This is a genomic window from Nonomuraea sp. NPDC048881, assembly GCF_040649795.1.
GTDB lineage: Bacteria > Actinomycetota > Actinomycetes > Streptosporangiales > Streptosporangiaceae > Nonomuraea.
In genome coordinates, this window is the sequence record NZ_JBEZGC010000009.1 from 274,998 (window position 1) to 297,720 (window position 22,723).

Genomic DNA, 22,723 nt, shown 5'->3' on the forward strand with positions numbered 1-22,723 from the left:
TTCACCTCCCGCGCGGGTCAGCCGCGTAGTGCCTGTGCGTGCTCCTGGAGTGACCGCACGCCGACGTCGCCGCGGACGATCGCCTGGATCCCGGCCGCCGCCGCGGCCAGCCCCGCGACGGTGGTGATGCACGGGATGCCGCGCAGCACCGCAGCGGTGCGGATCTCGTAGCCGTCCAGGCGCGGCCCGGACTGACCGGGGCTGCCGAACGGCGTGTTGACGATCAGGTCCACCTCGCCGTCGAGAATCGCCTGCACGCTCGTAGGCTCACCTCCGGGCCCGGTCCCCTCGCTGTGCTTTCGCACGATCTTGGCATGGACACCGTTGCGGCGCAGCACCTCGGCCGTGCCCTCGGTGGCGAGGATCTCGAAGCCGAGGTCGGCCAGTGCCTTCACAGGGAAGATCATCGCACGCTTGTCCCTGTTGGCCACGGACACGAACGCGCGTCCCTTGGTCGGAAGTTCGCCGTAGGCCCCGGCCTGGGACTTGGCGAACGCCACGCCGAAGAACGCGTCGATGCCCATGACCTCGCCCGTGGAGCGCATCTCGGGCCCGAGCACGGTGTCGACGCCCCGGAAGCGGTTGAAGGGCAGCACGGCCTCCTTGACCGCGATGGACGCCTCCAGCGGCAGCGTGCCGCCGTCGCCGGTGGCCGGCAGCATGCCCTCCGCGCGCAGCGAGGCGATCGAGGAGCCGAGCATCACCCGGGCCGCCGCCTTGGCCAGCGGCGTGGCCGTCGCCTTGGACACGAACGGCACGGTACGGCTGGCCCGCGGGTTGGCCTCCAGGACGTACAGGACGCCGGCCGACATGGCGTACTGGACGTTCAGGAGCCCGCGCACGCCCACCCCGGCGGCGATGGCCTCGGTGGCGGCGCGGATGCGCTTGACGTCGTGGCTGCCGAGCGTGAGCGGCGGCAGGGCGCAGGCCGAGTCGCCGGAGTGGATGCCGGCCTCCTCGATGTGCTCCATGACGCCGCCGAGGAACAGCTCCTGGCCGTCGTAGAGCGCGTCGACGTCGATCTCGATGGCCTCGTCGAGGAACTTGTCCACCAGGACCGGGTGGCCGCCCTCCTGGGCCGCCATGTACGTCGTCAGCGTCTCGTCGTCGTAGACGATGGCCATGCCGGCCCCGCCGAGCACGTACGAGGGCCGCACGAGCACCGGGTAGCCGATCTCCCCGGCGATCTCCAGCGCCTCGGGCACCGTCAGCGCGGTGCCGTGCTTGGGCGCGGGCAGCCCGGCCTCGGCCAGCACCCGCCCGAACGCGCCGCGCTCCTCGGCCAGGTGGATCGACTCGGGCGAGGTGCCGACCACGGGCACGCCCGCGTCCTTGAGCGCCTGCGCCAGGCCGAGCGGCGTCTGGCCGCCGAGCTGCACGATCACGCCCACGACCGGGCCGGTCTGCTGCTCGGCGTGCACGACCTCCAGGACGTCCTCCAGCGTGAGCGGCTCGAAGTAGAGCCGGTCGGAGGTGTCGTAGTCGGTCGAGACGGTCTCGGGGTTGCAGTTGACCATGACGGTCTCGAACCCGGCCCGCGACAGCTCGAAGGAGGCGTGCACGCAGGCGTAGTCGAACTCGATGCCCTGCCCGATGCGGTTGGGCCCGGAGCCGAGGATGATGACCTTCTCCCGCTCGCCGGAGGGGACCTCGGTCTCCTCGTCGTAGGTGGAGTACAGGTACGGCGTCCTGGCGGCGAACTCGGCGGCGCAGGTGTCGACGGTGTTGTAGACCGGCCGCACGCCGAGCGCGTGGCGCAGGCCGCGCACGTGGGCCTCCTCGACGCCGCGGATCTCGGCGATCTGCGCGTCGGAGAACCCGTGGTGCTTGGCGCGGGTCAGCGCGGCGGCGGTGAGCTCGGGCGCGGCGGCGATCTCCTGGGCCTCCTCCTCCAGCAGGAGGAGCTGGTCGAGGAACCAGGGGTCGACGCTGGTGGCCTCGAACAGCTCGGCCGCGGTCGCGCCCGCGCGCACGGCCTGCTGCATCGTGCGCAGCCGCCCGTCGTGCGGGGTGCGGCAGGCCGCCAGCAGCTCGTCCTTGTCCTGGACGGGTCCCGCCCAGGTGAAGGCGGAGTCCTTCTTCTCCAGCGAGCGCAGCGCCTTCTGCAGCGCCTCGGTGAAGGAGCGGCCGATGGCCATGGCCTCGCCGACGGACTTCATGTGCGTGGTCAGCGTGCGGTCGGCCCCGCGGAACTTCTCGAAGGCGAAGCGCGGCACCTTGACCACGATGTAGTCGAGGGTCGGCTCGAAGGAGGCCGGGGTCTCCTTGGTGATGTCGTTGGGGATCTCGTCGAGGGTGTAGCCGATGGCCAGCTTGGCGGCGATCTTGGCGATCGGGAAGCCGGTGGCCTTGGAGGCCAGGGCGCTGGAGCGGGAGACGCGCGGGTTCATCTCGATGACGATCATGCGCCCGGTGCGCGGGTCGACGGCGAACTGGATGTTGCAGCCGCCGGTGTCCACGCCGACCTCGCGGATGACCGCGATGGCCACGTCGCGCATGTTCTGGTACTCGCGGTCGGTCAGGGTCAGCGCGGGCGCGACGGTGACGCTGTCGCCGGTGTGCACGCCCATCGGGTCGATGTTCTCGATGGAGCACACGATGACGACGTTGTCCGCCTTGTCGCGCATGACCTCCAGCTCGTACTCCTTCCAGCCGAGGATGGACTCCTCCAGGAGCACCTCGGTGGTCGGCGAGGCGTCGAGGCCGGCGCCGGCGATGCGGCGCAGGTCGTCCTCGCCGTAGGCGAAGCCGGAGCCGACGCCGCCCATGGTGAAGCTGGGCCGTACGACCAGCGGGTAGCCCAGCTCGCCGGCGGCGGCCAGGCAGTCCTCCATGGTGTGGCAGATGACCGACTTGGCGGACTCGGCGTTCAGCCCGTGCTCGCGGGCGACCTTGGCGACGATCTCCTTGAACTTCTCGCGGTTCTCGCCCGCCTGGATCGCGTCGAAGTCGGCGCCGATCAGCTCGACCTCGTACTTCTCCAGCACGCCCGACTCGTGCAGCGCGACCGCGGTGTTCAGCGCGGTCTGGCCGCCCAGGGTGGGCAGCAGCGCGTCGGGGCGCTCCTTGGCGATGATCTTCTCGACGTACTCGGGGGTGATCGGCTCGACGTACGTGGCGTCGGCGAACTCGGGGTCCGTCATGATCGTGGCCGGGTTGCTGTTGACCAGGATGACGCGGAAGCCCTCGGCCCGCAGCACGCGGCAGGCCTGCGTGCCCGAGTAGTCGAACTCGCACGCCTGGCCGATCACGATCGGGCCGGAGCCGATCACCAGGACCGACCGGATGTCCTCACGCTTGGGCACGGCTCATGACCTCACAGAACTCGTCGAAGAGATAAGCGGCGTCGTGCGGCCCCGCGGCGGCCTCGGGGTGGTACTGGACGCTGAAGGCGCGCCCGTCGAGCAGGCGCAGGCCCTCCACGCACCGGTCGTTGAGGTTGACGTGGCTGACCTCGGCCGGGCCGTAGGGGGTCTCGAACGGCTCGCCGATCGGCGCCTCGACGGCGAACCCGTGGTTGTGGGCCGAGATCTCGACCTTGCCGGTGCGCACGTCCTGGACCGGCTGGTTGACGCCGCGGTGGCCGTAGCGCAGCTTGTACGTGGACAGCCCGAGCGCCCGGCCGAACAGCTGGTTGCCGAAGCAGATGCCGAAGAACGGCACCCCGGCCTCAAGGACGCTGCGCAGCGCCGACACGTCGGCGGTGGCGGGGTCGCCGGGGCCGTTGGAGAAGAACACGCCGTCGGGCTCGACCGCCATGATCTGCTCGTACGTGGCCGTGGCGGGCAGCACGTGCACCTCGCAGCCGCGCTCGGCCATGCGGTGCGGGGTCATGCCCTTGATGCCGAGGTCGACGGCGGCGACCGTGAAGCGCTTCTCGCCCACGGCGGGCACGACGTAGGGCTCGGCCGTGGCCACCTCGGCGGCCAGGTCGGCGCCCTCCATGGCGGGCGCGCGCCGCACCCGCTCGACGAGCTCCTCGACCGTCGCGGAGGGGGCCGAGAAGATGCCGGCCCGCATCGCGCCGCGCTCGCGCAGGTGGCGGGTCAGGGCGCGGGTGCCGGTGATGGCGATGCCGACGACGCCCTGCTGCTTGAGGTAGTCGTCGAGCGAGCGGTCGGCCCGCCAGTTGGAGACGATCCTGGACGGCTCGCGCACGACGTACCCGGCGACCCAGACGCGGCCCGACTCGGGGTCTTCGTCGTTGACGCCGGTGTTGCCGATGTGCGGGGCCGTCATGGCGACGATCTGCCGGTGGTAGGAGGGGTCGGTGAGGGTCTCCTGGTAGCCGGTCATGCCGGTGTTGAAGACCATCTCGCCGAACGTCTCGCCTTCGGCGCCGTAAGAAGTTCCGTGGAAGACGCGGCCGTCTTCCAGGACGAGCACCGCGGTGTTCAAACCAGCTTCCCTTCGAGAACGGTCGGCGTGCCGCGCAGGAACGTGGCGACCACCCGGCCGGGCAACGTCATCCCCTCGTACGGGGTGTTCCTGCTCTTGGAGGCGTAGGCGGAGGGGTCCACCTCGGTGCGGGCCGACGGGTCGTACAGCGTGATGTTGGCCGGCGCGCCCGGCTCCAGCGGACGGCCGTGGCCGGACAGGCGGCCGATGCGGGCCGGAGTGATCGACATGCGCTCGGCGACCCCGGCCCAGTCGAGCAGCCCGGTCTCGACCATGGCCTCCTGGACGACGCTCAGCGCGGTCTCCAGGCCGATCATGCCCATGGCCGCGGCCGGCCACTCGGTCTCCTTGTCCTCGACCGGGTGCGGGGCGTGGTCGGTGGCGACGACGTCGATCGTGCCGTCGGCCAGCGCGGCGCGCAGCGCCTGGACGTCGGCGTGCGTGCGCAGCGGCGGGTTGACCTTGTAGATCGGGTTGTAGGCGCCGACCGGGGACTCCTCGACGAGGTCGTCGGTGAGGAGCAGGTGGTGAGGGGTGACCTCGGCGGTGATGTTCCAGCCCTTGGACTTGGCCCAGCGGATGATCTCGACCGAGCCGGCGGTGGAGACGTGGCAGACGTGCAGGCGGGAGCCGACGTGCGCGGCCAGCAGGCAGTCGCGGGCGATGACCGCCTCCTCGGCCACCGCCGGCCAGCCGGTCAGGCCGAGCCTGCCGGAGACGACGCCCTCGTTCATCTGGGCGCCCTCGGTGAGCCTGGGCTCCTGGGCGTGCTGGGCGACGACGCCGTCGAACGCCTTGACGTACTCCAGGGCGCGGCGCATCAGCACGGCGTCGCTGACGCACTTGCCGTCGTCGGAGAAGACCCGGACCCGGGCCGCCGAGTCGGCCATCGCGCCGAGCTCGGCGAGCTGCCTGCCCTCCAGGCCTACGGTCACCGCGCCGACCGGCTGCACGTCGCAGTGGCCGAACTCGCGGCCGAGCCGCCACACCTGCTCGACCACGCCGGCGGTGTCGGCGACGGGCGAGGTGTTGGCCATGGCGTGCACGGCGGTGTAGCCGCCGCGGGCCGCGGACTGGGTGCCGGTCTGGACGGTCTCGGCGTCCTCGCGGCCGGGCTCGCGCAGGTGGGTGTGCAGGTCGACCAGGCCGGGCAGCGCGATCGCGCCGCCGCCGTCGACGGTCTCGCCGCCGGGGCCGGCGTCGAGGCCGGCGCCGATCTCGGCGATGCGCCCGTCGGCGATCCGGAGGTCCACCGGCTCCCCGCCGAGGATCCTGACGTTCTTGATGATCACTGGATCTCTCCCCCGAGCAGCAGGTACAGGACGGCCATGCGGATGGTCACGCCGTTGGCGACCTGCTCCACGATGGTGGAGCGCGGTGAGTCGGCCACCTCGGCGGCGATCTCCATGCCCCGGTTCATCGGCCCGGGGTGCATGACGATGGCCTCGTCCGGCATCTTGGCGAAGCGGTCGCGGTCGAGGCCGTAGCGGCGGGAGTACTCGCGCTCGCTGGGGAAGTAGGCGGCGTTCATCCGCTCCTTCTGCACCCGCAGCATCATGACCGCGTCGGACTTGGGCAGCACGGCGTCGAAGTCGTAGGACACCTCGCACGGCCAGGTGCCGACCGAGACGGGCAGCAGCGTGGGCGGCGCGACGAGGGTGACCTCGGCCCCGAGCGTGTTGAGCAGCAGCACGTTGGAGCGGGCGACCCGGCTGTGCAGCACGTCGCCGACGATGGTGACCCGGCGGCCGTCGAGCCCGCCGAGACGGCGGCGCATCGAGAAGGCGTCGAGCAGCGCCTGTGTGGGGTGCTCGTGGGTGCCGTCGCCGGCGTTGACGACGCTGCCGCGCACCCAGCCGGCCAGCCGGTGCGGCGCGCCGGAGGAGCCGTGGCGGATGACGACGGCGTCGGCGCCCATGGCCTCCAGGGTGAGCGCGGTGTCCTTGAGCGACTCGCCCTTGGAGACGCTCGACCCCTTGGCCGAGAAGTTGATGACGTCGGCCGAGAGCCGCTTGGCCGCCGCCTCGAAGGAGATCCTGGTGCGGGTGGAGTCCTCGAAGAACAGGTTGACCACCGTGCGGCCGCGCAGCGTGGGCAGCTTCTTGATGGATCGTTCCGAGACCCTGGCCAGCTCCTCGGCGGTGTCGAGGATGAGCAGCGCGTCGTCCTTGGTCAGGTCGCCGGCCGAGATGAGGTGCCGGTTCATCGGTCGTCCTCCTTCATGAGCAGGACGGCGTCGCGGCCGTCGATCTCGGAGAGGTAGACCTTGACCTTCTCGCTCTTGGCGGTGGGCAGGTTCTTGCCCACGTAGTCGGCCCGGATGGGCAGCTCGCGATGGCCGCGGTCGACCAGCGTGGCGAGCTGCACGGCGGTCGGGCGGCCGAGGTCGTTGAGCGCGTCGAGCGCGGCGCGGACGGTGCGGCCGGAGTAGAGCACGTCGTCGACGAGGACGACCACCTTGCCGTCGATGCCGTCGGGCGGCAGCTCGGTGCGCCCGAGCGGGCGGACCGGGCCGCGGCGCAGGTCGTCGCGGTACATGGTGATGTCGATCGAGCCGACGGGGATCTTGAGCCCTTCGAACTGCTCGACGCGGTCGCCGAGCCGGCGGGCGAGCGTGGCGCCGCGGGTGGGGATGCCGAGGAGGACTACGTCACCGGCGCCCTTGGTGCGTTCGAGGATCTCGTGCGCGATTCGGGTCAGCGCCCGGTGGATGTCCGGGCCTTCGAGCACGGCCCTGGAATCGGACATGGAGGGATCTCACCACCTTTCCCGCCTCACGGGACGGGTCTTAAAAGGGTGTTGGTCGGGACACACAGTACCAGGGGCTACCTGGTACAACGTGAGCGCCCCGCCCTGCCGTCCGGGTGTGGCGGGCGTCCCGGCCGGCCGTTCGCCCCCGCCGGCCCGGCGAATTTGGCAATTACCGACATACAGGTATAAAACCTGCTCTAAGTCTTCTCGGGGGAGGTTTCACATGGCGCTGTCGGCACGCGAGCAGTCGGTGCTCAAGGCCATCGCCCGGCAGGTCAGGGACGAGGACCCCGAACTGTTCGCGGCCATGTCCCGGCACGGCGCTCCGGCGTCGCTGGCCTGGCCGCTGGCGCTGATGGCGCTGTGCCTGGCGGTGTTCGCCGTCGTGCTGCTGCTGACGGGTTCACCCGACCCCCTGCCGCACGCCGTGATCAGGTAAAACCCGCGCAACCTCCCGTGTCGGCGTCCTTCGCGTAGGGCACGTCCCCGAGGGCCGTACGCGCTCGGCGGCGGCTCTTCCTGGGGACTCGCGCGGGGGGCACGCATGGGGGAACCACGTCCGCCCTCCGACGGCGTGACCACGGCGGCGCGCGGGAGGCGCCCGGCGGCCGCCGGCGGCCTCGGCCTCGGCGCGGCCGTCGCGCTGGTCATGGGGAACGTCGTGGGCACCGGCATCTTCCTGCTGCCCGCCTCGCTGGCCGCGTTCGGCACGGTGAGCCTGGTCTCCATGGTCCTGGTCACCGCGGGCGCCATCGCCATGGCGATCGTCTTCGGCCGCCTGGGCGGGCGCATCCCGGCGGCGGGCGGCCCCTACGCCTACGCGCGCGAGGCGTTCGGGGAGTTCGCCGGGTTCTGGATCGCCTGGTCGTTCTGGCTGACCGCGTGGATCGGCAACGCGGCCATCGCCGTGGCGTGGGTGGGCTACGTCCAGTACCTGGCCCACGGGCTGTTCGGGCTCAACTGGGGCAGCACGCTCGGCGCGATCCTCATCGGCCTGACCGGGCTGTGGATCCCGGCCGTGGTGAACCTGGCCGGCGTGCGCAACGCGGCCGCCTTCCAGGTGGTCACCACGATCCTGAAGTTCACCCCGCTGCTGTTCGTGGCGATCGTGGGCCTGTTCTTCGTGCACCAGGACAACTACCCGCCGTTCAACGCCAGCGGCGGCGGCTGGGTCTCGGCCGTCTCCCTGGCGGGAGCGGTCACGCTGTTCATCTACTCGGGCGTGGAGAGCGCCGCCATCGCGGCCGACCGGGTCAAGGACCCGGTCCGCACCATCGGCCGGGCCAGCGTCATCGGCGTGCTGGCCTGCGCCGTCATGTACATCCTGAGCACGGTCGCCGTGATGGGCACCGTGCCGCAGGAGGAGCTCGTCGGGTCCACCGCGCCCTTCGCCGCGGCGCTGGACCACATGTTCGGCGGCACCGGCGGCGGGCTGCTCATGGCGGCCTGCGCCGTCGTCTCCGGCATCGGCGCGCTCAACGGGTGGACCCTGCTGGTCGCCGAGATGCCGCTGGCCGCCGCCAAGGACGGCCTGTTCCCGCCCGCCTTCTCCGTGGTCTCCCGGCGCGGCGCGCCCCTGACGGGCATCCTGGCCGGGACCGTCCTGACCTCGCTCATGCTGCTGGTGGGCTACGCCTCCGCCAACGCCTTCGACACGATCGTGCTGCTGGCCTCCTTCACCACGGTCATCCCCTACTTCTTCTCGGCCGCCGCGCAGCTGTTCTGGCTGGTCACCCGGGAGCGGCGGATCGAGCGCGGGCGGCTGGCCCGCGACCTGGCCGTCGCGGTGCTCGCGCTGCTGTTCTCGTTCTGGATGGCGTACGGCTCGGGCCCCCCCGCCGTGCTCGGCGGGACGCTGATGTTGTTGGTCGGCGTGCCCGTCTACATCTGGCTGAAGGCCAGGCACGGCGAGTACGGCCCGCGTGATGTCCGGCGCGCTGAGGGGATATCTGAAAAATGACCTTTCATGTCGATTCAGAGGTCGGCCGACTGCGCCAGGTCCTGCTGCACAAGCCGGAGCTGGCCCTCAAGCGGCTGACCCCCAGCAACAAGGACGCCTTCCTGTTCGACGACGTGCTGTGGGTGCAGCGCGCGGTGGAGGAGCACGAGGAGTTCGAGCGGGTGCTGCGCGGGCGCGGCATCGTCGTCCACATGCTGGCCGACCTCCTGCGCGACGTGGTCGACATCCCCGAGGCCCGCAAGCACATCCTGGACGCGGTCATCGACGAACGCTGGCTCGGCCCGACCGCCATCGACGACATCCGCAACACCCTCGACGGCATGGACGCCGGCACCCTGCAGATGCACCTGACCGGCGGCATCACCAAGCGCGAGCTGGTCGCGATGGGCTGCGACCCCAAGTCGGTGGCCTTCCACACCACCGCCGAGGACGACTTCGTCCTGCCGCCGCTGCCCAACCACCTGTTCACCCGCGACACCTCCTGCTGGATCTACGACGGCGTGTCGATCAACGCGATGCGCAAGAAGGCCCGCATGCGCGAGACGGTCAACCTGGAGGCCGTCTACCGGTTCCACCCGATGTTCGCCGCCGGCTTCGACCGGCCCTACGAGGGCGGCTTCCACTGCTGGCTGCCCGGTCACGCGATGGCCCCGGCGACCCTGGAGGGCGGCGACGTGCTGGTCATCGGGCGCGGCGCGGTGCTGGTCGGGATGAGCGAGCGCACCCAGCCGCAGGCGGTCGAGATGCTGGCCCAGCGGCTGTTCGCGGCCGGGTCCGCGACCCGGATCGTGGCGCTGGACATGCCGAAGGCGCGCGCGTTCATGCATCTCGACACGGTCATGACCATGCTGGACGTCGGGGTGTTCACCAAGTACGCCGGGCTCGGGATGTTGCCGGCGTACACCATCGAGCCGGGCGAGACCTCCAAGGAGCTGAGGGTCACCGACCACCCGCCCCAGGACATGCACAAGGCCATCGCCCGCGCCCTCGACATGGACGACATCACCGTCCTGACCCCCCACCAGGACGTGTACGCCGCCGAACGCGAGCAGTGGGACGACGGCTGCAACGGCCTGGCCGTCGAGCCCGGCGTCGTCATCGCCTACGAGCGCAACACCACCACGAACAACCACCTGCGCGACAACGGCATCGAGGTCATCACCATCCGGGGCAGCGAGCTCGGCAGAGGGCGCGGCGGCCCGCGGTGCATGAGCTGCCCGCTGGAGCGCGACGGCATCTAGCGGACCTCCGGCCGGCACCCGGACGGTCACAGGGAAGGGGCGACATGGCGTTCAACCTGCGCAACCGCAGTTTCCTCAAGGAACTGGACTTCACGCCGGAGGAGTTCGGCTTCCTGCTGCACCTGTCGGCGGAGCTGAAGGCCGCCAAGTACGCCGGGATCGAACGGCAGCGGCTCAAGGGCAAGAACATCGCGCTCATCTTCGAGAAGACCTCCACCCGCACCCGCTGCGCGTTCGAGGTGGCCGCCCACGACCAGGGGGCGCACGTCACCTACCTCGACCCGGCCGGCTCGCACATCGGGCACAAGGAGTCGGTCAGGGACACCGCGCGGGTGCTGGGCCGCATGTTCGACGGCATCGAGTACCGGGGCAGCAAGCAGTCCTACGTCGAGGACCTGGCGGCGCTGTCCGGCGTGCCGGTGTGGAACGGCCTGACCGACGAGTGGCACCCCACGCAGATGCTGGCCGACATGCTCACCGTCCAGGAGCACAGCGACAAGCCGCTGCGCGAGGTGTCCCTGGCCTACCTGGGCGACGCGCGCAACAACACCGGCCACTCGCTGCTGGTCACCGGCGCGCTGCTCGGCCTGGACATCCGCCTGGTCACGCCGGCCGCGCTGCGGCCCGACCGGGACCTCGCGGTGCGGCCCGCCGAGGAGCTGGCCAGGTCCACCGGCGCCCGGATCACCATCACCGAGGACGTGGCCGAGGGCGTCAGGGGCGCCGACTTCCTCTACACCGACGTGTGGGTCTCGATGGGCGAGCCGAAGGAGGTGTGGGACGAGCGGATCGAGCTGCTGCTGCCGTACCAGGTGAACGACGACGTCGTCCGGGCCACCGGCAATCCGGGCGTGAAGTTCATGCACTGCCTGCCCGCCTTCCACAACCGGGAGACCGGCGTCGGCGCCGACATCCACGCCAGGACCGGCCTGGAGGCCCTGGAGGTGACCGACGAGGTCTTCGAGTCGCCGCGCTCCATCGTCTTCGACGAGGCCGAGAACCGGCTGCACACCATCAAAGCGATCATGGTCGCAACCCTGGGGGACTGAATGCGGGTCATCGTCGCACTCGGCGGCAACGCGGTGCTCAAGCGCGGCCAGAAGCCGGACGCCGACGTGCAGAGGGACAACATCGCCACCGCCGTCAGGACGCTGGCACAGCTGGCCGGCGAGCACGAGCTGGTCATCACCCACGGGAACGGCCCCCAGGTCGGCATGCTGGCGCTGGAGAGCGCCGCGGACCCGAACCTGAGCCGGCCCTACCCCTTCGACACGCTCGGCGCGCAGACGCAGGGCATGCTCGGCTACTGGATGCAGCAGGCGCTGCAGAACGCCCTGCCCGGCCGGCAGGTGCTCGCCATGGTCACCCAGACCCTGGTCAGCGCCGTCGACCCGGCCTTCGACGACCCCACCAAGTTCGTCGGCCAGATCTACGAGGAGGACGAGGCCCGCAAGCTGGCCGCCGAGTACGGCTGGACGGTCAAGCCCGACGGCGACCACTGGCGGCGCGTCGTCCCCTCCCCCACGCCGCAGCGCATCGTGGAGACCCGGCTGATCCGCAAGATGGTCCGCGAGGGCGTCGTGGTGGTCTGCGCGGGCGGCGGCGGCATCCCGGTCGTGCGGGACGCGCGCGGCCGGCTGGCGGGCGTCGAGGCCGTCATCGACAAGGACCTGACCGCCTCGATGCTGGCCGAGGCGCTGGAGTGCGACGCCTTCCTCATCCTGACCGACGTCCCGCGGGTGTACCGCGACTTCGGCGCCCCCGGCCAGAGCGAGATCGCCTGCACCACCCCGCACGAGCTGCGCGGCCTGCGCTTCCCGGCCGGGTCGATGGGACCCAAGGTCGAGGCGGTGTGCCGCTTCGTCGAGACGACCGGCGACATGGCCGCCATCGGCAGGCTGGACGAGGCGAAGGACATACTCGCCGGTTCCGCGGGCACGATTGTCACGCCCAACGGGATGTGGCCGTTGACCAGCACCCTCTAGGAGACCGACCCTCTAGGAGACCGACGTGACACTGGCCGCACGGCTGCTGCGCACCAAGCCGACCGAGCGCATCGTGGCCGAGGGCGGGCAGGGCGAGGGCGGCGAGCTGCGGCGCACGATGACGTTGTGGCAGCTGACGCTGTTCAGCGTGGGCGCCACGCTGGGCACCGGCATCTTCGTCATCCTCGGCCAGGCGGTGCCCAAGGCGGGGCCGGCGGTGGTGCTGGCGTTCGTGCTGGCGGCCGTCACGGCGTTGTTCTCGGCCCTGTCGTACGCCGAGCTGGCCGGGACGATCCCGGTGTCCGGGTCGTCCTACTCCTACGCGTACGCGACGCTGGGCGAGCTGGTGGCCTGGGTGTGCGGCTGGTGCCTCATGCTGGAGTACGCGGTGTCCGTCGCGGCCGTGGCCGTGGGCTGGGGCGAGTACCTCAACGCGTTCCTGCGCAGCCTGTTCGGCTGGACGCTGCCCGAGGCGATCACCCGCTCCCCCGGCCAGGACGGCGGCGTGGTCAACGTCACCGCGATCCTCATCGTGCTCCTGGCCACCTGGCTGCTGCTCTACGGGGCCTCGGAGTCGGCCAAGGCCAACGCGGTGTTCGTGCTGATCAAGATCGCGGTGCTGGTGTTCTTCTGCGCGGTGGCGTTCACGGCGTTCCAGTCCGGGAACTTCACCCCGTTCGCGCCGCTCGGGGTGGCCGGGATCACGGCGGCCGCCTCGCAGGTGTTCTTCTCCTACATCGGCTTCGACGCCGCCTCCACGGCCGGCGAGGAGGCCAAGAACCCCAAGCGCGACCTGCCGCTGGCCATCCTGCTGTCCCTGCTCATCGTCACCGCCGTGTACGTCCTGGTCGCCGTGGCCGCCATCGGGGCCAAGCCGTGGACCGAGTTCGACCCGGAGAGCACCGAGGCGAGCCTGTCGCAGATCGTCGACCAGGCCACCGGCGCCTCCTGGCCGGGCGTGATCGTCTCCTTCGGCGCGGTGATCGCCATCGCCAGCGTCGTGCTCACGGTCATCTACGGCCAGACCCGCATCCTGTTCGCGATGTCCCGCGACGGGCTCATCCCCCGGATCTTCCAGCGGGTGAACCCGCGCCACCAGGTGCCGGTCGCCAACACGCTGATCGTGGCCCTGTTCATCTCGGTCCTGGCCGGGCTGGTGCCGCTCGGCCAGCTCGCCGAGGCCACCAGCATCGGCACCCTGTTCGCCTTCCTCATCGTCAACGTCGGCGTGCTGGTCCTGCGCTACCGCAGCCCGGAGCTGCCACGCAGCTTCCGCACGCCGCTCTTCCCCCTCACCCCGGCGCTCGGCGCGATCTTCTGCGTCATCGTGATGGCCGGGCTGGCCGGCGTCACCTGGGCCGCCTTCGGCCTGTGGATGCTGGTCGGCCTGATCTGCTATTTCCTGTACGGCTACGGGCATTCACGGCTGAATGCCGAGGTGCGGTGACATGAAGTTCGACAAGGTGCTGGCCGGGTACATCGCCGAGCCGCGCGGCGGGGACGGGCTCGCGCTGGCCGTCGTGCTGACCCGGCAGACCGGGGGCAGCCTGACGGTCGCGACCGTCCAGCCGCCCGTGACGACCACGCCGGGCCCCGCCCGCGCCGACGAGGGCGCCTGGCGCTCCTACCTGCGCGAGCAGGCCGAGACCGCGCTGGCGCGGGCCCGCGAGCTGGCCGGCGACCAGGCCGAGTACGTGCGCCACACCAACAAGGGCAGCGGGCGCGGCCTGGTGGAGGTGGCCCGCAGGCGCGGCGCCGACGTCGTGGTCATCGGCTCGGCGCCCGGCGGCACCCGGTCCCGCATCACCGTCGGCAGCACCGCCGACCAGCTCCTGCACTCCTCCCCGGTGCCCGTGCTGCTGGCCCCGCGCGGCTACGGCGACGACCCGCCGGCCGCGTTCGAGCGCATCACCGTCGCCTACCGCCGCGGGCCCGGCGCCGACGCCGCCGTCCGGGGCGCGGCCAAGGCCGCGGTCACCCTGGACATCCCGCTGCGGCTGGTCACCCTGGTGGTCAGGACCGGCCGCCGCGTCCAGGTCGAGGAGGACATGCTCGTACGGCTGCGCGACCAGGCCGCCGCGGACCTGCGCGCGGCGGCGCGGGGGCAGCGGCGCAGGCTTCAGGTCGAGGTGGAGCTCCTGGAGGGCCGGAACGTGGCACAGGCGCTCGGCACGACCACGTGGCTGCCGGGAGAGCTGCTCGTGTGCGCCTCAAGCGACGCCGGGCCGCTGCGCCGGGTCTTCCTGGGCGACACGTCCATCAAGATCGTCCAGGCCGCGACCTGCCCGGTCATGATTCTGACCCGCGAGACCTGACGCTCGATTTCACTCGTCAAACTATGACGAAGTAGTGTTGCCACCGGTACAAGAGGGGCGTTTGTTGCGTTCCCTCCCGGACCGGATTCGGCATCTTTTTTCCAATCAGCTTGACCTTAGGCTCCCACCCCTTTACCGTCACTGTGCGTAACCACACCGCGCGGCGTTCTGGGGTAAACCCAGGGCCACGGCTACCGATGGTGCCGAGCCTGGCACCGTACCCCCCGGTGGCTGGGGCATATGCCGCAAGGGAGCACAATCTACTAAGAGCGATACATACGAGAGCCGGGGGGCCACACGATGCCGTCTGAGTACGCAAAGTCGCTGGGTGCACGACTCCGCGCCATCCGCACCCAGCAGGGGCTGTCCCTGCATGGAGTCGAAGAGAAGTCGCGCGGCAGGTGGAAAGCCGTGGTCGTGGGCTCTTACGAGCGTGGCGACCGAGCTGTCACCGTGCAGAAGCTTGCCGAGCTTGCCGACTTCTACGGGGTGCCCGTCTCCGAGCTGCTGCCCGGAGGCGCCGCGCCGAGCCCGCTCGGGCCCACTCCCAAGCTTGTGATCGACCTGGAGCGCCTGGCGACACTGCCGAAGGAGAAGGCCGGAGCGCTTGCCCGTTACGCCGCCACCATTCAGAGCCAGCGTGGCGACTACAACGGCAAGGTCCTGTCGATCCGCCAGGAGGACCTGCGTTCGTTGGCTGTGATCTATGACAAGTCGCCCAGCGAGTTGACCGAGGAGCTCATCAGCTGGGGCGTGCTCGACGCCGAGGCGCGCCGGGCCGTCGAGTCCTTCTAGAACCCACCGCTTCACCTCCGAAGGGCCCGCCAATTCCCCTGGCGGGCCCTCCGTCGTACCGCCCCGAAAATGAACTTTCAATTATTCGGCGAACGCGACAAAGGGCCCGAATCCCCAAAGCGATTCCTGAGACCCGCACGCGCCCCCGAGAGGCCAGGCGCGAAGCGAGGCCCACCAGAGGGACAAGCGGGACCACCAAGGCCCGACGTAGCGAAGCTCCGACCGGCCCCCTTTTGGGCACACGTGTCAGCAACAGCCGCCTTGCTCACGTTCATCGGCTTTGTTAGACCCCGCCACCCGCGCTCTTCCGCGCGGCGGCGTCGCCTGGAGAGCCGGGCGGCGGGGTCAGCCCGCCAGCGGCACGTCCACCGGGAGCTGGGGCTGGGCGGGGACGCCGAGCAGGTCTTCCACCGTCGAGACGAACGTCTCGGCCTCGGCCAGGATCTCGCCGGCGTCGGCCGCGCTGATGCCGCGGACCACGCCCGCCTCCGCGGCCGCGCGCTTGGCGGCGCTCACGGAGAAGTAGGCGGCCCATTCCGCGAGGTGCGGCTCGGCCTCGGGCAGCAGCTCCCACGCGCTGCGCAGACGGCGCCTGCGGCCCTCCATGGGACGGGGACGGGCGGCCAGGATCGCCGCAGCCGCACGAAGAGCCGCCAGGTGGGCGGCCACATATCGGGATGCCGGCGTCCGGGCGGCGGTCGCCTCCGCCAGGCAGGAACGTGAATCGGTCAAGTGTGCCCGAACCGCAGGCGACAGCCGGGGCCCGGGCGTTTCTCTAGGCCGTGGTGCCATCTTGCGCGCCTCCTTGGAGTCGTGGGCGGCGGCCGGCGTCTCCGCCGGTGAGGCCAACACTCTCAGACGCCACCGACATTTCCGCCGGGCCGGCCGGACGAGGAGCTTCCCCTCTCCCCGTCCGGCCAGGACACGCCCACTCGTCTCCGCCGACGACGAGGACGCGCCCTTCGCCCGTGGAGCCTGGCCACGGGAATCGCTTGGGGAAGCGAACGACCGCGGCCAGGCCCTTGGGTGACGTTGAGCCGCGAGCCTCACCGCCACTAGGTCGAACATAATTTCGATCACGCTCGGTGTCAACCTGTTCCACGAACACAGGTTCGATGACCATGGCGCGAAATGATCGATCCGTCCCGCGAGGCCCCTCCGTTCGGGCACGGTGATCGCCGCCCGCGAGGACGCCAGGAGCGCACGAAGCCGCCGCCACCGGGGGCGGTGGCGGCGGCGGGACGGTCAGAGCGGACGAGGCGGCGGCTCAGGACACGGAGATGGCCCCCGACGGGCACAGGGACACCGCGCGCCGCACGGCCTCCTCCTGCCCTTCCTCGGGCGCCTCGCGCAGCAGCACCACCGTGCCCTCGTCCTCACTCTGGTCGAACACCTCCGGCACCGTCAGGGCGCACATGCCCGCCCCGATGCACACCGTCGTATCCGCTGTGATCTTCATCGTGACCTACCAAGTGACAGGGAGGCGGTGCACTCCGTAGACGCTCATGTCCGAACGCATCGGCACCTCCTCAGGCGTTACGGCCAAGCGTAGGCCAGGCAGCCGCCGCAGCAGCGCCGGGTACGCGATGCGCATCTCGGCCCGGGCGAGCTGCTGCCCGAGGCACTGGTGGATGCCGTGACCGAAGGTCAGGTGCCCGCCGACCGGCCGGTGGACGTCGAGGCGGTCGGCGTCCTGGAAGCGGGAGGGGTCGCGGTTCACGGTGGGCAGGTGGAAGGCGACCGACTCGCCCGCCCTGACCAGGTGGCCCTCGATCTCGACGTCCTCCAGGGCGCTGCGCACCGGACCGAGGTGGATGATCGTGAGGTAGCGCAGCAGCTCCTCCACGCCGTTGTCCACCACCGAGGGGTCGTCGCGCATGGCGGCGAGCTGGTCGGGGTTGGTGAGCAGCGCGTACGTGCCCAGCCCCAGCATGTTGGCGGTCGTCTCGTGCCCGGCCAGCAGGAGCAGGAACGCGACCCCGGTCAGCTCCTCGTGGTTCAGCTCCCCGACGAGCCCGCTGAGCAGGTCGTCGGCCGGCTCGGCCCGCTTGCGGCCGATCAGCTCCGACAGGTACGCCCCGATCCTGGCGAACGCGGCCAGGGCGTCGTCGGCCTTGGTCTCCAGGTTGACCAGGATCTTGGTCTCCTCCTGGAACACCGCGCGGTCCTCGTACGGCACCCCGAGCAGCTCGCAGATCACCAGCGACGGGATCGGCAGCGCGAAGGACTGCACCAGGTCGGTGGGCGGCCCGGCGGCCTGCATGGCGTCGAGGCAGGAGTGGGTGATCTCCTCGATCCTGGGTTCCAGCGCCTTCATCCGCCGGACGGTGAACTGTCCCATGAGCAGCTTGCGGTAGCGCGTGTGCTCGGGCGCGTCCATGCGCAGGAAGAACCCGGGTGGCAGCTGCTGCTGGAGCTGCACCCGGGTGGGCACGACGGGGTGCAGCCGCTCCGGACGGTTGCTGAAGCGGGGATCGGCCAGGATCGCGCGGGCGGCCGAGTAGCCGGTGACCAGCCAGCCGAGGTGGCCGTCGGCGAAGGTCAGGCGGTGCATGGCGCCCTGTTGTCGCAGGGCCGTGGCTTCCTCGGGCGGATCGAACGGCCGCCGGCGGGCGATGGGAAAGGTCAGGTCGGACATGCTGGCTCCCTTCCGAGCTCACTCCCTAGAAAACCTCAATCGATGCAAAACTTCAATGCATGAAATTCGTAAATCGGTGTAGAGTTCCGTCATGGTAGGACTGCGGGAGCGCAAGAAGCAGCGCACGCGCCGGGCGCTGATCGAGGGCGCGCTCCGGCTGTTCGGCGAGAAGGGCTACGAGGAGACCACGCTGGCGGAGATCGCCGCCGCCGCCGAGGTCTCCACGCGCACCTTCTTCAGCTACTTCGCCAGCAAGGAGGACGTGCTCTTCTACGACTCCGAGCACCAGATCGAGCGCGCGCTGGCGTTCCTGTCCGCGCCCGCTCCCGGCCAGACGCCCGCCGACCTGCTGCGCGCCTTCATCGAGGACGCGCTCTCGACGTCGGACGACGGCCGGGACACCTGGTCGGAGCAGACGGCGCTGCGCCTGGAGCTCATCATGCGCGAGCCGCCCCTTCAGGCGCGGGCGCTGCACCTGCTGTTCGACAGCCAGCTCCGGCTGGCGGACGCGCTGTCGGCGGCCTATCCCGGCCGGCTCGACCGGGTCGAGGCGGCGGCCGCCGTGGGGTCGCTGATCGGCGCGGTGAAGCTGGCCGTGATGACCACGCTCAACGACGGCCTCCCGGTGGAGCAGGCCCGCGACGCCGCCCGCCGGGCCGCCGACATCGCCCTCCACGGCCTCCCCCGCTGACCACCCTGCCCGCGCGGCCGAGGGTGGCGGGTGACGGCACGCGTCTGACAGGCTGTCGGCGCGGATGGCGGGCAGCTGACGGACCGGCCGTACGCGAATCGGCGCGAGTGGCGGGCAGCCGGCGGATCGGCCGTACGGGCACGGCCGTGTGAGGGGGATCGGTGCGAGAACGGACGGGCACTCTCATCCTGCTGCTGTCGGGGCCGGTCCTGGCCGCGGCGTACGCGGCCGTCAACTACGCGGCCCTGCGCACGGCGTCGGGGGCGCGGGGCCCCGATCCGGCGGACCCGATGACCTCCGGCGGCCTGACGTCGCTGGGCTCGGACCTGTGGTGGATCGTCAGGGGCATCGCGCTGGTGGCGGGCGTCGCGGCCGCGGGGATCGCCGTGGTGGGCCTGCTGCTGCTGCGCCGCGCGGCCCGGGGTCGCGGCGCGCTGCTGGTGTTGTCGGGCGTGCTCATCCTGCCGTACACGCTCGGGCTCGCGGCGGCCGTCTACAACCCCGTACCGCGGCTGGCCGGATTCTACGACCATCAGGCCTTCGCCGACGCGCTCCCGCCGTACCAGTGGTTCTCGGCCCTGCTCCTGCTGGCGGCGGCCCTGGCCCAGGCCGTCGGCATGGTCCGCGCGTACACCGCGGCCCGGACGGCGTCAACGCTCCCGCGCTGACCCGCCGGGGCAGCGGTCGCTGACCCAGGTGGTCCAGCCCTGGCGGGTGCCGCCCGCGCCGGTCGCGGCCCACCCCGCGTGCGCCGGCCCCGAGCCGGGCGGGACGACGGCGGTGCAGACGCCGGCCGGCGGCGTGCCGTCGTAGAGCTCGGCCTCGGTCCAGGAGACGCGGTAGGCCAGGACGGCCCGGACGTTCCACATCACCCGCCGATCCACGGCCACCCGTCCCGGGCCCGTGAGCACGGGCAGCCAGTCGGGCCCGGCGGCGGGCGCGGACTTCGGCGCCAGGTCGGCGGCGAAGACCAGGTTGACCGCCGCCAGCACGGCCAGGACCGCCGGCCACCCCCGGCGGGCGGTCAGCAGCGCCGCTGCCACCAGGCCCGCCAGCAGGGCGAGCGCCGCGAGGGAGGTGGCGACCAGGTCGAAGGAGTCCCGCACCCGGCTGAGGAAGATCACCTCGGGGAAGTCGAAGGCGATGAACGCGTACCGATGGAGCCGGTCCCCGGCGTACCGGACCACCACGCCGCCGGTCGCCGCGAGCAGCCCGGCCGCCGCGAGCGCGTGCCGGACGACGGCCCCGCGGCCGGCCCTGGCCAGCACGAGCAGCCCGGCCAGGGTCCAGGCGAGCGCCACGCAGGCCAGGTAACGGCCGTAGGCGTAGTTGCCGATCCGGTGCTCGTCGGGGAGCGCGGCCGAGGAGGCGTAGGCGATGCCCAGGGTCGTGGCCAGCAGGACGGCCGCGAGCACGCGCCGCGGACCCGGCGCCGACCGCCTGGCCACGACGGCGACGGCGCCCGCGAGCCCGACCCCGGCCAGCCCCCAGGTCCCGGCGATCAGGTACCAGAGCTGCCCGGCCGCCCCCGCCAGCGCCCACGCCTGCCCGTCGAGCCCGCTCACCCGCTCGGCCAGGAGGCCGGACAGGTCACGCGCCCCGCCCGGGTACAGCGCCGCTGACAACACCCGGTTGAGCGCCGTCGCCGCTCCCGCCGCCACCACGGCGGCCACCAGCCCGGCCGCCGCGCCCCTGCGGCGCGCGATCGACAGCCCCGCCGTCGCCGTCCCGGCCGCCACGCCGCGGCGGCGCGCGAAGAACCTCCCCGCCGGGCCCCGGCGGCCCGCGATGAGCATCCCCGCCATCGCCAGCAGGGTCACCGCCAGGACGACGGTGCCGCGCAGGTGCACCGCCATGGCGTACCCCGCCAGGCCGCCCCCCAGCCCCCCCGCCCTGACCGACCCCCTGGCCACGAGGTCGTGCAGCGCGACCAGCCAGGCCAGGACGAGGGTGGGCAGGACCGCGTCGGCCAGCGCCAGCCCCGAGAACAGCAGCAGCGACGGCGACAACCCGCCCGCGAACGCCGCCGCCATCGCCGCCCGCGGCCCCGTCCCCAGCCGCCGCAGCAGCAGGTACGCCAGCGGGAACGCCCCCGCCGCCACCATCGACCCCACCGCCACGACCAGCCGGTAGGCCACCACCGGATCCTGCGTGAACCAGAACACCGGCGTCAGCAGCAGCGGGTAGCCGCCCTGGTAGAAGGTGAAGCCGGTCAGATCCGCCCCGGGCCCGCCGGCCAGCCACCGGGCGGCGATCAGGTATCCGGTCTCGTCCGGGTTGGCCACGGGCCCGGCGTGCTGCCGGAACAACCACAGCCGCAGCGCGACCTGCGCCACCCATCCGATCGCCAGCAACCACCACGAACGCGACCGGCTCCTGCGCCGCACGTACGGGGCAGGAGCCGGAACACGAGCTGCGAACGTCGTCATGGAATTCCCCCTCAAATCGGGGGAAGTCCAGCAAGAGGCGGATAACCCGGCCGTCACCGGATCCGGTTATGCGGACGTTATGCGCGCCTGAACGCGCCTCTCACATGCACCGGCACGCCCTTGCCGAGCAGGCCGGGCAGCACCTCGGCGACGTTCATCGGCATGCGCACGCAGCCGTGCGAGGCCGGGGAGAGCGGCACCGACAGCGCGCCGTGGAAGGCGATGCCGCCGTTGAAGAAGATCGGGTTGTAGAGCTGCCCCAGGTAGGACTTGTGCCAGCCGCTCGCCCGCCACGTCGTGCGGAAGTCGCCGGTCGGCGTGCGGGCCGAGCCGCAGAAGCGCTGCTCCTTGCCCTGCCAGGTGGTCGTCTCGCAGTACGGGACGCCGCTGCCGGAGGAGATGTGGGTGATGAGCCGCACCTGGCCGTCGACGTACAGGACCATGATCTGCTTGGTCAGGTTGACCTCGGCGCGGGTCGGCTTGCCGTTGCCCACCAGCACCTTCGGGGTCTTCGGCTGCTCCAGCGCCTCCCACGTCCTGCGGGCGATCGTGCTGGTCGGCGCGATGCCGTTGACCTTCTGGAAGGCCCAGACGGCGGCGAGGGTGGTGCCGCCGTAACGGCCGTCGGCCTTGCCGGGCAGGTAGCCCAGAGCCGCCAGGCGCCGCTGCAGCCAGGTGACGGACGTGCCCTTCGCGCCCAGCTTCAGCGTCTTGCGCGGCGCAGTGACGGGCGCTGTGACGGGCGCTGTGACGAGCGCTGTGACGGGCGCCTTCGCCGGGCCTGCCTCGGCCCCCGCCGCGCCGCCTGTGCCGGCCGTGTTCGGCGCGCCGGTGATCCCGGCCGTCGCGGCTGATGTGCCCGCCTGTGCGCCGCAGCCCGTGAGTACGACGGCCCCAGCCGTCAGCAGAGCAGCCACTCCGGGCAGCCGTCGAGCCCCCACCGGTACCACCTCTCATATCACGAACTATCCGGATCGATGGACCCTACACCACCCACCATGAACAGGTAATAAGCCGGTCAACCTGTTTAGAGTGTCCTCATGTCCGAGAAGTTGCCGGCGAACGCCGTCGTCGTGGAGGCCGCCCTGCGCGCGGCGGGCGCCACCGGAGAGATCGTCGTCCTGCCCGAGAAGGCCCCGACCGCGGCGACCGCGGCCGCCCAGCTCGGCTGCGAGGTGGGTGCGATCGCCAACAGCCTGATCTTCGACGCCGACGGCGCGCCGCTGCTGGTCCTGACCAGCGGCGCCCACCGGGTGGACGTCGAGCTCATCGCCCGTACGGCCGGTGTCGCCAAGGTGCGGCGGGCCACGCCGGAGTTCGTCAGGGCGGCGACCGGTCAGCCGATCGGCGGGGTGGCCCCGGTCGGCCATCCGGCCCCCGTCCGCACCCTGGTGGACAACTGGCTGAGCAAGCACGAGGTGGTGTGGGCGGCCGGCGGCCACCCGCTGACGGTGTTCCCGACGACGTTCGAGGAGTTGGTGGCGATCACCGGAGGCACTCCGGTCGACGTCGAGTAATGT

Annotated in this window: 21 protein-coding genes; 11 read left to right on the forward strand and 10 right to left on the reverse strand. The window is 71.5% G+C overall.

Annotated elements, in window-relative coordinates; all coding sequences use genetic code 11:
- Nucleotides 1–17: 17 nt before the first annotated feature.
- From carB to pyrR, 5 genes are read right to left on the reverse strand one after another with little or no spacing between them, the layout of a single operon-like run.
- Nucleotides 18–3,305: a carbamoyl-phosphate synthase large subunit gene (carB, locus tag AB0C33_RS30870; RefSeq protein ID WP_352322597.1), complete on the reverse strand. Its 3,288-nt coding sequence runs from the start codon at nt 3,303–3,305 to the stop codon at nt 18–20.
- On the reverse strand, nt 3,292–4,398 hold the full coding sequence (carA, locus tag AB0C33_RS30875; RefSeq protein ID WP_358294009.1) for a glutamine-hydrolyzing carbamoyl-phosphate synthase small subunit: 1,107 nt from the start codon (nt 4,396–4,398) through the stop codon (nt 3,292–3,294). Before carA ends, carB begins: the two co-directional genes overlap by 14 nt.
- Nucleotides 4,395–5,690 (reverse strand): dihydroorotase, encoded by a 1,296-nt coding sequence (locus AB0C33_RS30880; RefSeq protein ID WP_352353187.1) that lies wholly within the window; start codon nt 5,688–5,690, stop codon nt 4,395–4,397. Before AB0C33_RS30880 ends, carA begins: the two co-directional genes overlap by 4 nt.
- A complete protein-coding gene (locus AB0C33_RS30885; protein WP_352353188.1) occupies nt 5,687–6,604 on the reverse strand; it encodes an aspartate carbamoyltransferase catalytic subunit in 918 nt (305 codons plus the stop codon). The genes AB0C33_RS30880 and AB0C33_RS30885 overlap by 4 nt, the downstream gene beginning before the upstream one ends.
- Nucleotides 6,601–7,146 carry a bifunctional pyr operon transcriptional regulator/uracil phosphoribosyltransferase PyrR gene (gene pyrR / locus AB0C33_RS30890; RefSeq protein WP_352322601.1) on the reverse strand — a complete coding sequence of 182 codons (546 nt, stop codon included), beginning with the start codon at nt 7,144–7,146 and terminating at the stop codon, nt 6,601–6,603. Before pyrR ends, AB0C33_RS30885 begins: the two co-directional genes overlap by 4 nt.
- Nucleotides 7,147–7,372: 226 nt before the next feature.
- Between pyrR and AB0C33_RS30895 the strand changes: the two genes are divergently transcribed.
- The 8 genes from AB0C33_RS30895 to AB0C33_RS30930 all read left to right on the forward strand — a co-directional run bounded on the left by AB0C33_RS30895 (nt 7,373) and on the right by AB0C33_RS30930 (nt 15,445).
- The gene (locus AB0C33_RS30895) at nt 7,373–7,588 is read left to right on the forward strand and encodes a DUF3040 domain-containing protein (RefSeq protein ID WP_358294011.1); all 216 of its coding nucleotides are present in this window, start codon (nt 7,373–7,375) and stop codon (nt 7,586–7,588) included.
- A gap of 105 nt (nt 7,589–7,693) precedes the next feature.
- Nucleotides 7,694–9,109 (forward strand): amino acid permease, encoded by a 1,416-nt coding sequence (locus AB0C33_RS30900; RefSeq protein ID WP_358294013.1) that lies wholly within the window; start codon nt 7,694–7,696, stop codon nt 9,107–9,109.
- Complete coding sequence (locus tag AB0C33_RS30905) at nt 9,106–10,350, forward strand: arginine deiminase (RefSeq protein ID WP_358294015.1); 1,245 nt, start codon at nt 9,106–9,108, stop codon at nt 10,348–10,350. The genes AB0C33_RS30900 and AB0C33_RS30905 overlap by 4 nt, the downstream gene beginning before the upstream one ends.
- A gap of 44 nt (nt 10,351–10,394) precedes the next feature.
- Nucleotides 10,395–11,399 (forward strand): ornithine carbamoyltransferase, encoded by a 1,005-nt coding sequence (gene argF, locus AB0C33_RS30910; RefSeq protein WP_358294017.1) that lies wholly within the window; start codon nt 10,395–10,397, stop codon nt 11,397–11,399.
- Nucleotides 11,400–12,335 (forward strand): carbamate kinase, encoded by a 936-nt coding sequence (gene arcC, locus AB0C33_RS30915; protein ID WP_352353193.1) that lies wholly within the window; start codon nt 11,400–11,402, stop codon nt 12,333–12,335.
- A 25-nt stretch (nt 12,336–12,360) separates the two neighbouring features.
- Nucleotides 12,361–13,782, forward strand: coding sequence for an amino acid permease (locus AB0C33_RS30920; RefSeq protein ID WP_358294019.1), 1,422 nt, complete (start codon nt 12,361–12,363; stop codon nt 13,780–13,782).
- A 1-nt stretch (nt 13,783) separates the two neighbouring features.
- Nucleotides 13,784–14,650 (forward strand): universal stress protein, encoded by an 867-nt coding sequence (locus AB0C33_RS30925; RefSeq protein ID WP_358294021.1) that lies wholly within the window; start codon nt 13,784–13,786, stop codon nt 14,648–14,650.
- 300 nt (nt 14,651–14,950) lie between these two features.
- Nucleotides 14,951–15,445, forward strand: a complete 495-nt coding sequence (locus AB0C33_RS30930; RefSeq protein WP_026214021.1) for a transcriptional regulator — start codon at nt 14,951–14,953, stop codon at nt 15,443–15,445.
- Between the two features lie 345 nt (nt 15,446–15,790).
- Here the strand turns inward: AB0C33_RS30930 and AB0C33_RS30935 are convergent, their stop codons facing one another.
- The 3 genes from AB0C33_RS30935 to AB0C33_RS30945 all read right to left on the reverse strand — a co-directional run bounded on the left by AB0C33_RS30935 (nt 15,791) and on the right by AB0C33_RS30945 (nt 18,083).
- On the reverse strand, nt 15,791–16,177 hold the full coding sequence (locus AB0C33_RS30935; RefSeq protein WP_358294023.1) for an SAV_6107 family HEPN domain-containing protein: 387 nt from the start codon (nt 16,175–16,177) through the stop codon (nt 15,791–15,793).
- A gap of 535 nt (nt 16,178–16,712) precedes the next feature.
- Nucleotides 16,713–16,904 (reverse strand): ferredoxin, encoded by a 192-nt coding sequence (locus tag AB0C33_RS30940; protein WP_358294025.1) that lies wholly within the window; start codon nt 16,902–16,904, stop codon nt 16,713–16,715.
- 6 nt (nt 16,905–16,910) lie between these two features.
- Nucleotides 16,911–18,083, reverse strand: coding sequence for a cytochrome P450 (locus AB0C33_RS30945; RefSeq protein WP_358294027.1), 1,173 nt, complete (start codon nt 18,081–18,083; stop codon nt 16,911–16,913).
- 91 nt (nt 18,084–18,174) lie between these two features.
- Between AB0C33_RS30945 and AB0C33_RS30950 the strand changes: the two genes are divergently transcribed.
- Together AB0C33_RS30950 and AB0C33_RS30955 are read left to right on the forward strand one after the other, a co-directional pair.
- Nucleotides 18,175–18,774 (forward strand): helix-turn-helix domain-containing protein, encoded by a 600-nt coding sequence (locus AB0C33_RS30950; RefSeq protein ID WP_358294029.1) that lies wholly within the window; start codon nt 18,175–18,177, stop codon nt 18,772–18,774.
- 161 nt (nt 18,775–18,935) lie between these two features.
- Entirely contained in the window at nt 18,936–19,442 is a 507-nt protein-coding gene (locus AB0C33_RS30955; protein ID WP_358294031.1) for a hypothetical protein, read from the forward strand.
- Here AB0C33_RS30955 and AB0C33_RS30960 read toward each other — a convergent pair.
- Together AB0C33_RS30960 and AB0C33_RS30965 are read right to left on the reverse strand one after the other, a co-directional pair.
- Entirely contained in the window at nt 19,425–21,203 is a 1,779-nt protein-coding gene (locus AB0C33_RS30960; protein ID WP_358294033.1) for a hypothetical protein, read from the reverse strand. The genes AB0C33_RS30955 and AB0C33_RS30960 overlap by 18 nt on opposite strands.
- A 77-nt stretch (nt 21,204–21,280) precedes the next feature.
- Complete coding sequence (locus tag AB0C33_RS30965; protein WP_358294034.1) at nt 21,281–22,144, reverse strand: L,D-transpeptidase family protein; 864 nt, start codon at nt 22,142–22,144, stop codon at nt 21,281–21,283.
- A 99-nt stretch (nt 22,145–22,243) separates the two neighbouring features.
- On the opposite strand from AB0C33_RS30965, the gene AB0C33_RS30970 reads away from it, so the two are divergent.
- Nucleotides 22,244–22,720, forward strand: coding sequence for a YbaK/EbsC family protein (locus tag AB0C33_RS30970; protein WP_358294035.1), 477 nt, complete (start codon nt 22,244–22,246; stop codon nt 22,718–22,720).
- Nucleotides 22,721–22,723 lie beyond the last annotated feature (3 nt).

Bases quoted from the DNA above. Each gene is read 5' to 3' on its own strand.
- pyrR (WP_352322601.1), bottom strand. From the start codon at position 7,146: ATGTCCGATTCCAGGGCCGTGCTCGAAGGCCCGGACATCCACCGGGCG.
- AB0C33_RS30900 (WP_358294013.1), top strand. From the start codon at position 7,694: ATGGGGGAACCACGTCCGCCCTCCGACGGCGTGACCACGGCGGCGCGC.
- AB0C33_RS30960 (WP_358294033.1), bottom strand. From the start codon at position 21,203: ATGACGACGTTCGCAGCTCGTGTTCCGGCTCCTGCCCCGTACGTGCGG.
- argF (WP_358294017.1), top strand. From the start codon at position 10,395: ATGGCGTTCAACCTGCGCAACCGCAGTTTCCTCAAGGAACTGGACTTC.
- AB0C33_RS30905 (WP_358294015.1), top strand. From the start codon at position 9,106: ATGACCTTTCATGTCGATTCAGAGGTCGGCCGACTGCGCCAGGTCCTG.
- AB0C33_RS30895 (WP_358294011.1), top strand. From the start codon at position 7,373: ATGGCGCTGTCGGCACGCGAGCAGTCGGTGCTCAAGGCCATCGCCCGG.
- AB0C33_RS30930 (WP_026214021.1), top strand. From the start codon at position 14,951: ATGCCGTCTGAGTACGCAAAGTCGCTGGGTGCACGACTCCGCGCCATC.
- AB0C33_RS30970 (WP_358294035.1), top strand. From the start codon at position 22,244: ATGTCCGAGAAGTTGCCGGCGAACGCCGTCGTCGTGGAGGCCGCCCTG.
- AB0C33_RS30945 (WP_358294027.1), bottom strand. From the start codon at position 18,083: ATGTCCGACCTGACCTTTCCCATCGCCCGCCGGCGGCCGTTCGATCCG.
- AB0C33_RS30925 (WP_358294021.1), top strand. From the start codon at position 13,784: ATGAAGTTCGACAAGGTGCTGGCCGGGTACATCGCCGAGCCGCGCGGC.
- AB0C33_RS30940 (WP_358294025.1), bottom strand. From the start codon at position 16,904: ATGAAGATCACAGCGGATACGACGGTGTGCATCGGGGCGGGCATGTGC.
- arcC (WP_352353193.1), top strand. From the start codon at position 11,400: ATGCGGGTCATCGTCGCACTCGGCGGCAACGCGGTGCTCAAGCGCGGC.
- AB0C33_RS30885 (WP_352353188.1), bottom strand. From the start codon at position 6,604: ATGAACCGGCACCTCATCTCGGCCGGCGACCTGACCAAGGACGACGCG.
- AB0C33_RS30950 (WP_358294029.1), top strand. From the start codon at position 18,175: ATGGTAGGACTGCGGGAGCGCAAGAAGCAGCGCACGCGCCGGGCGCTG.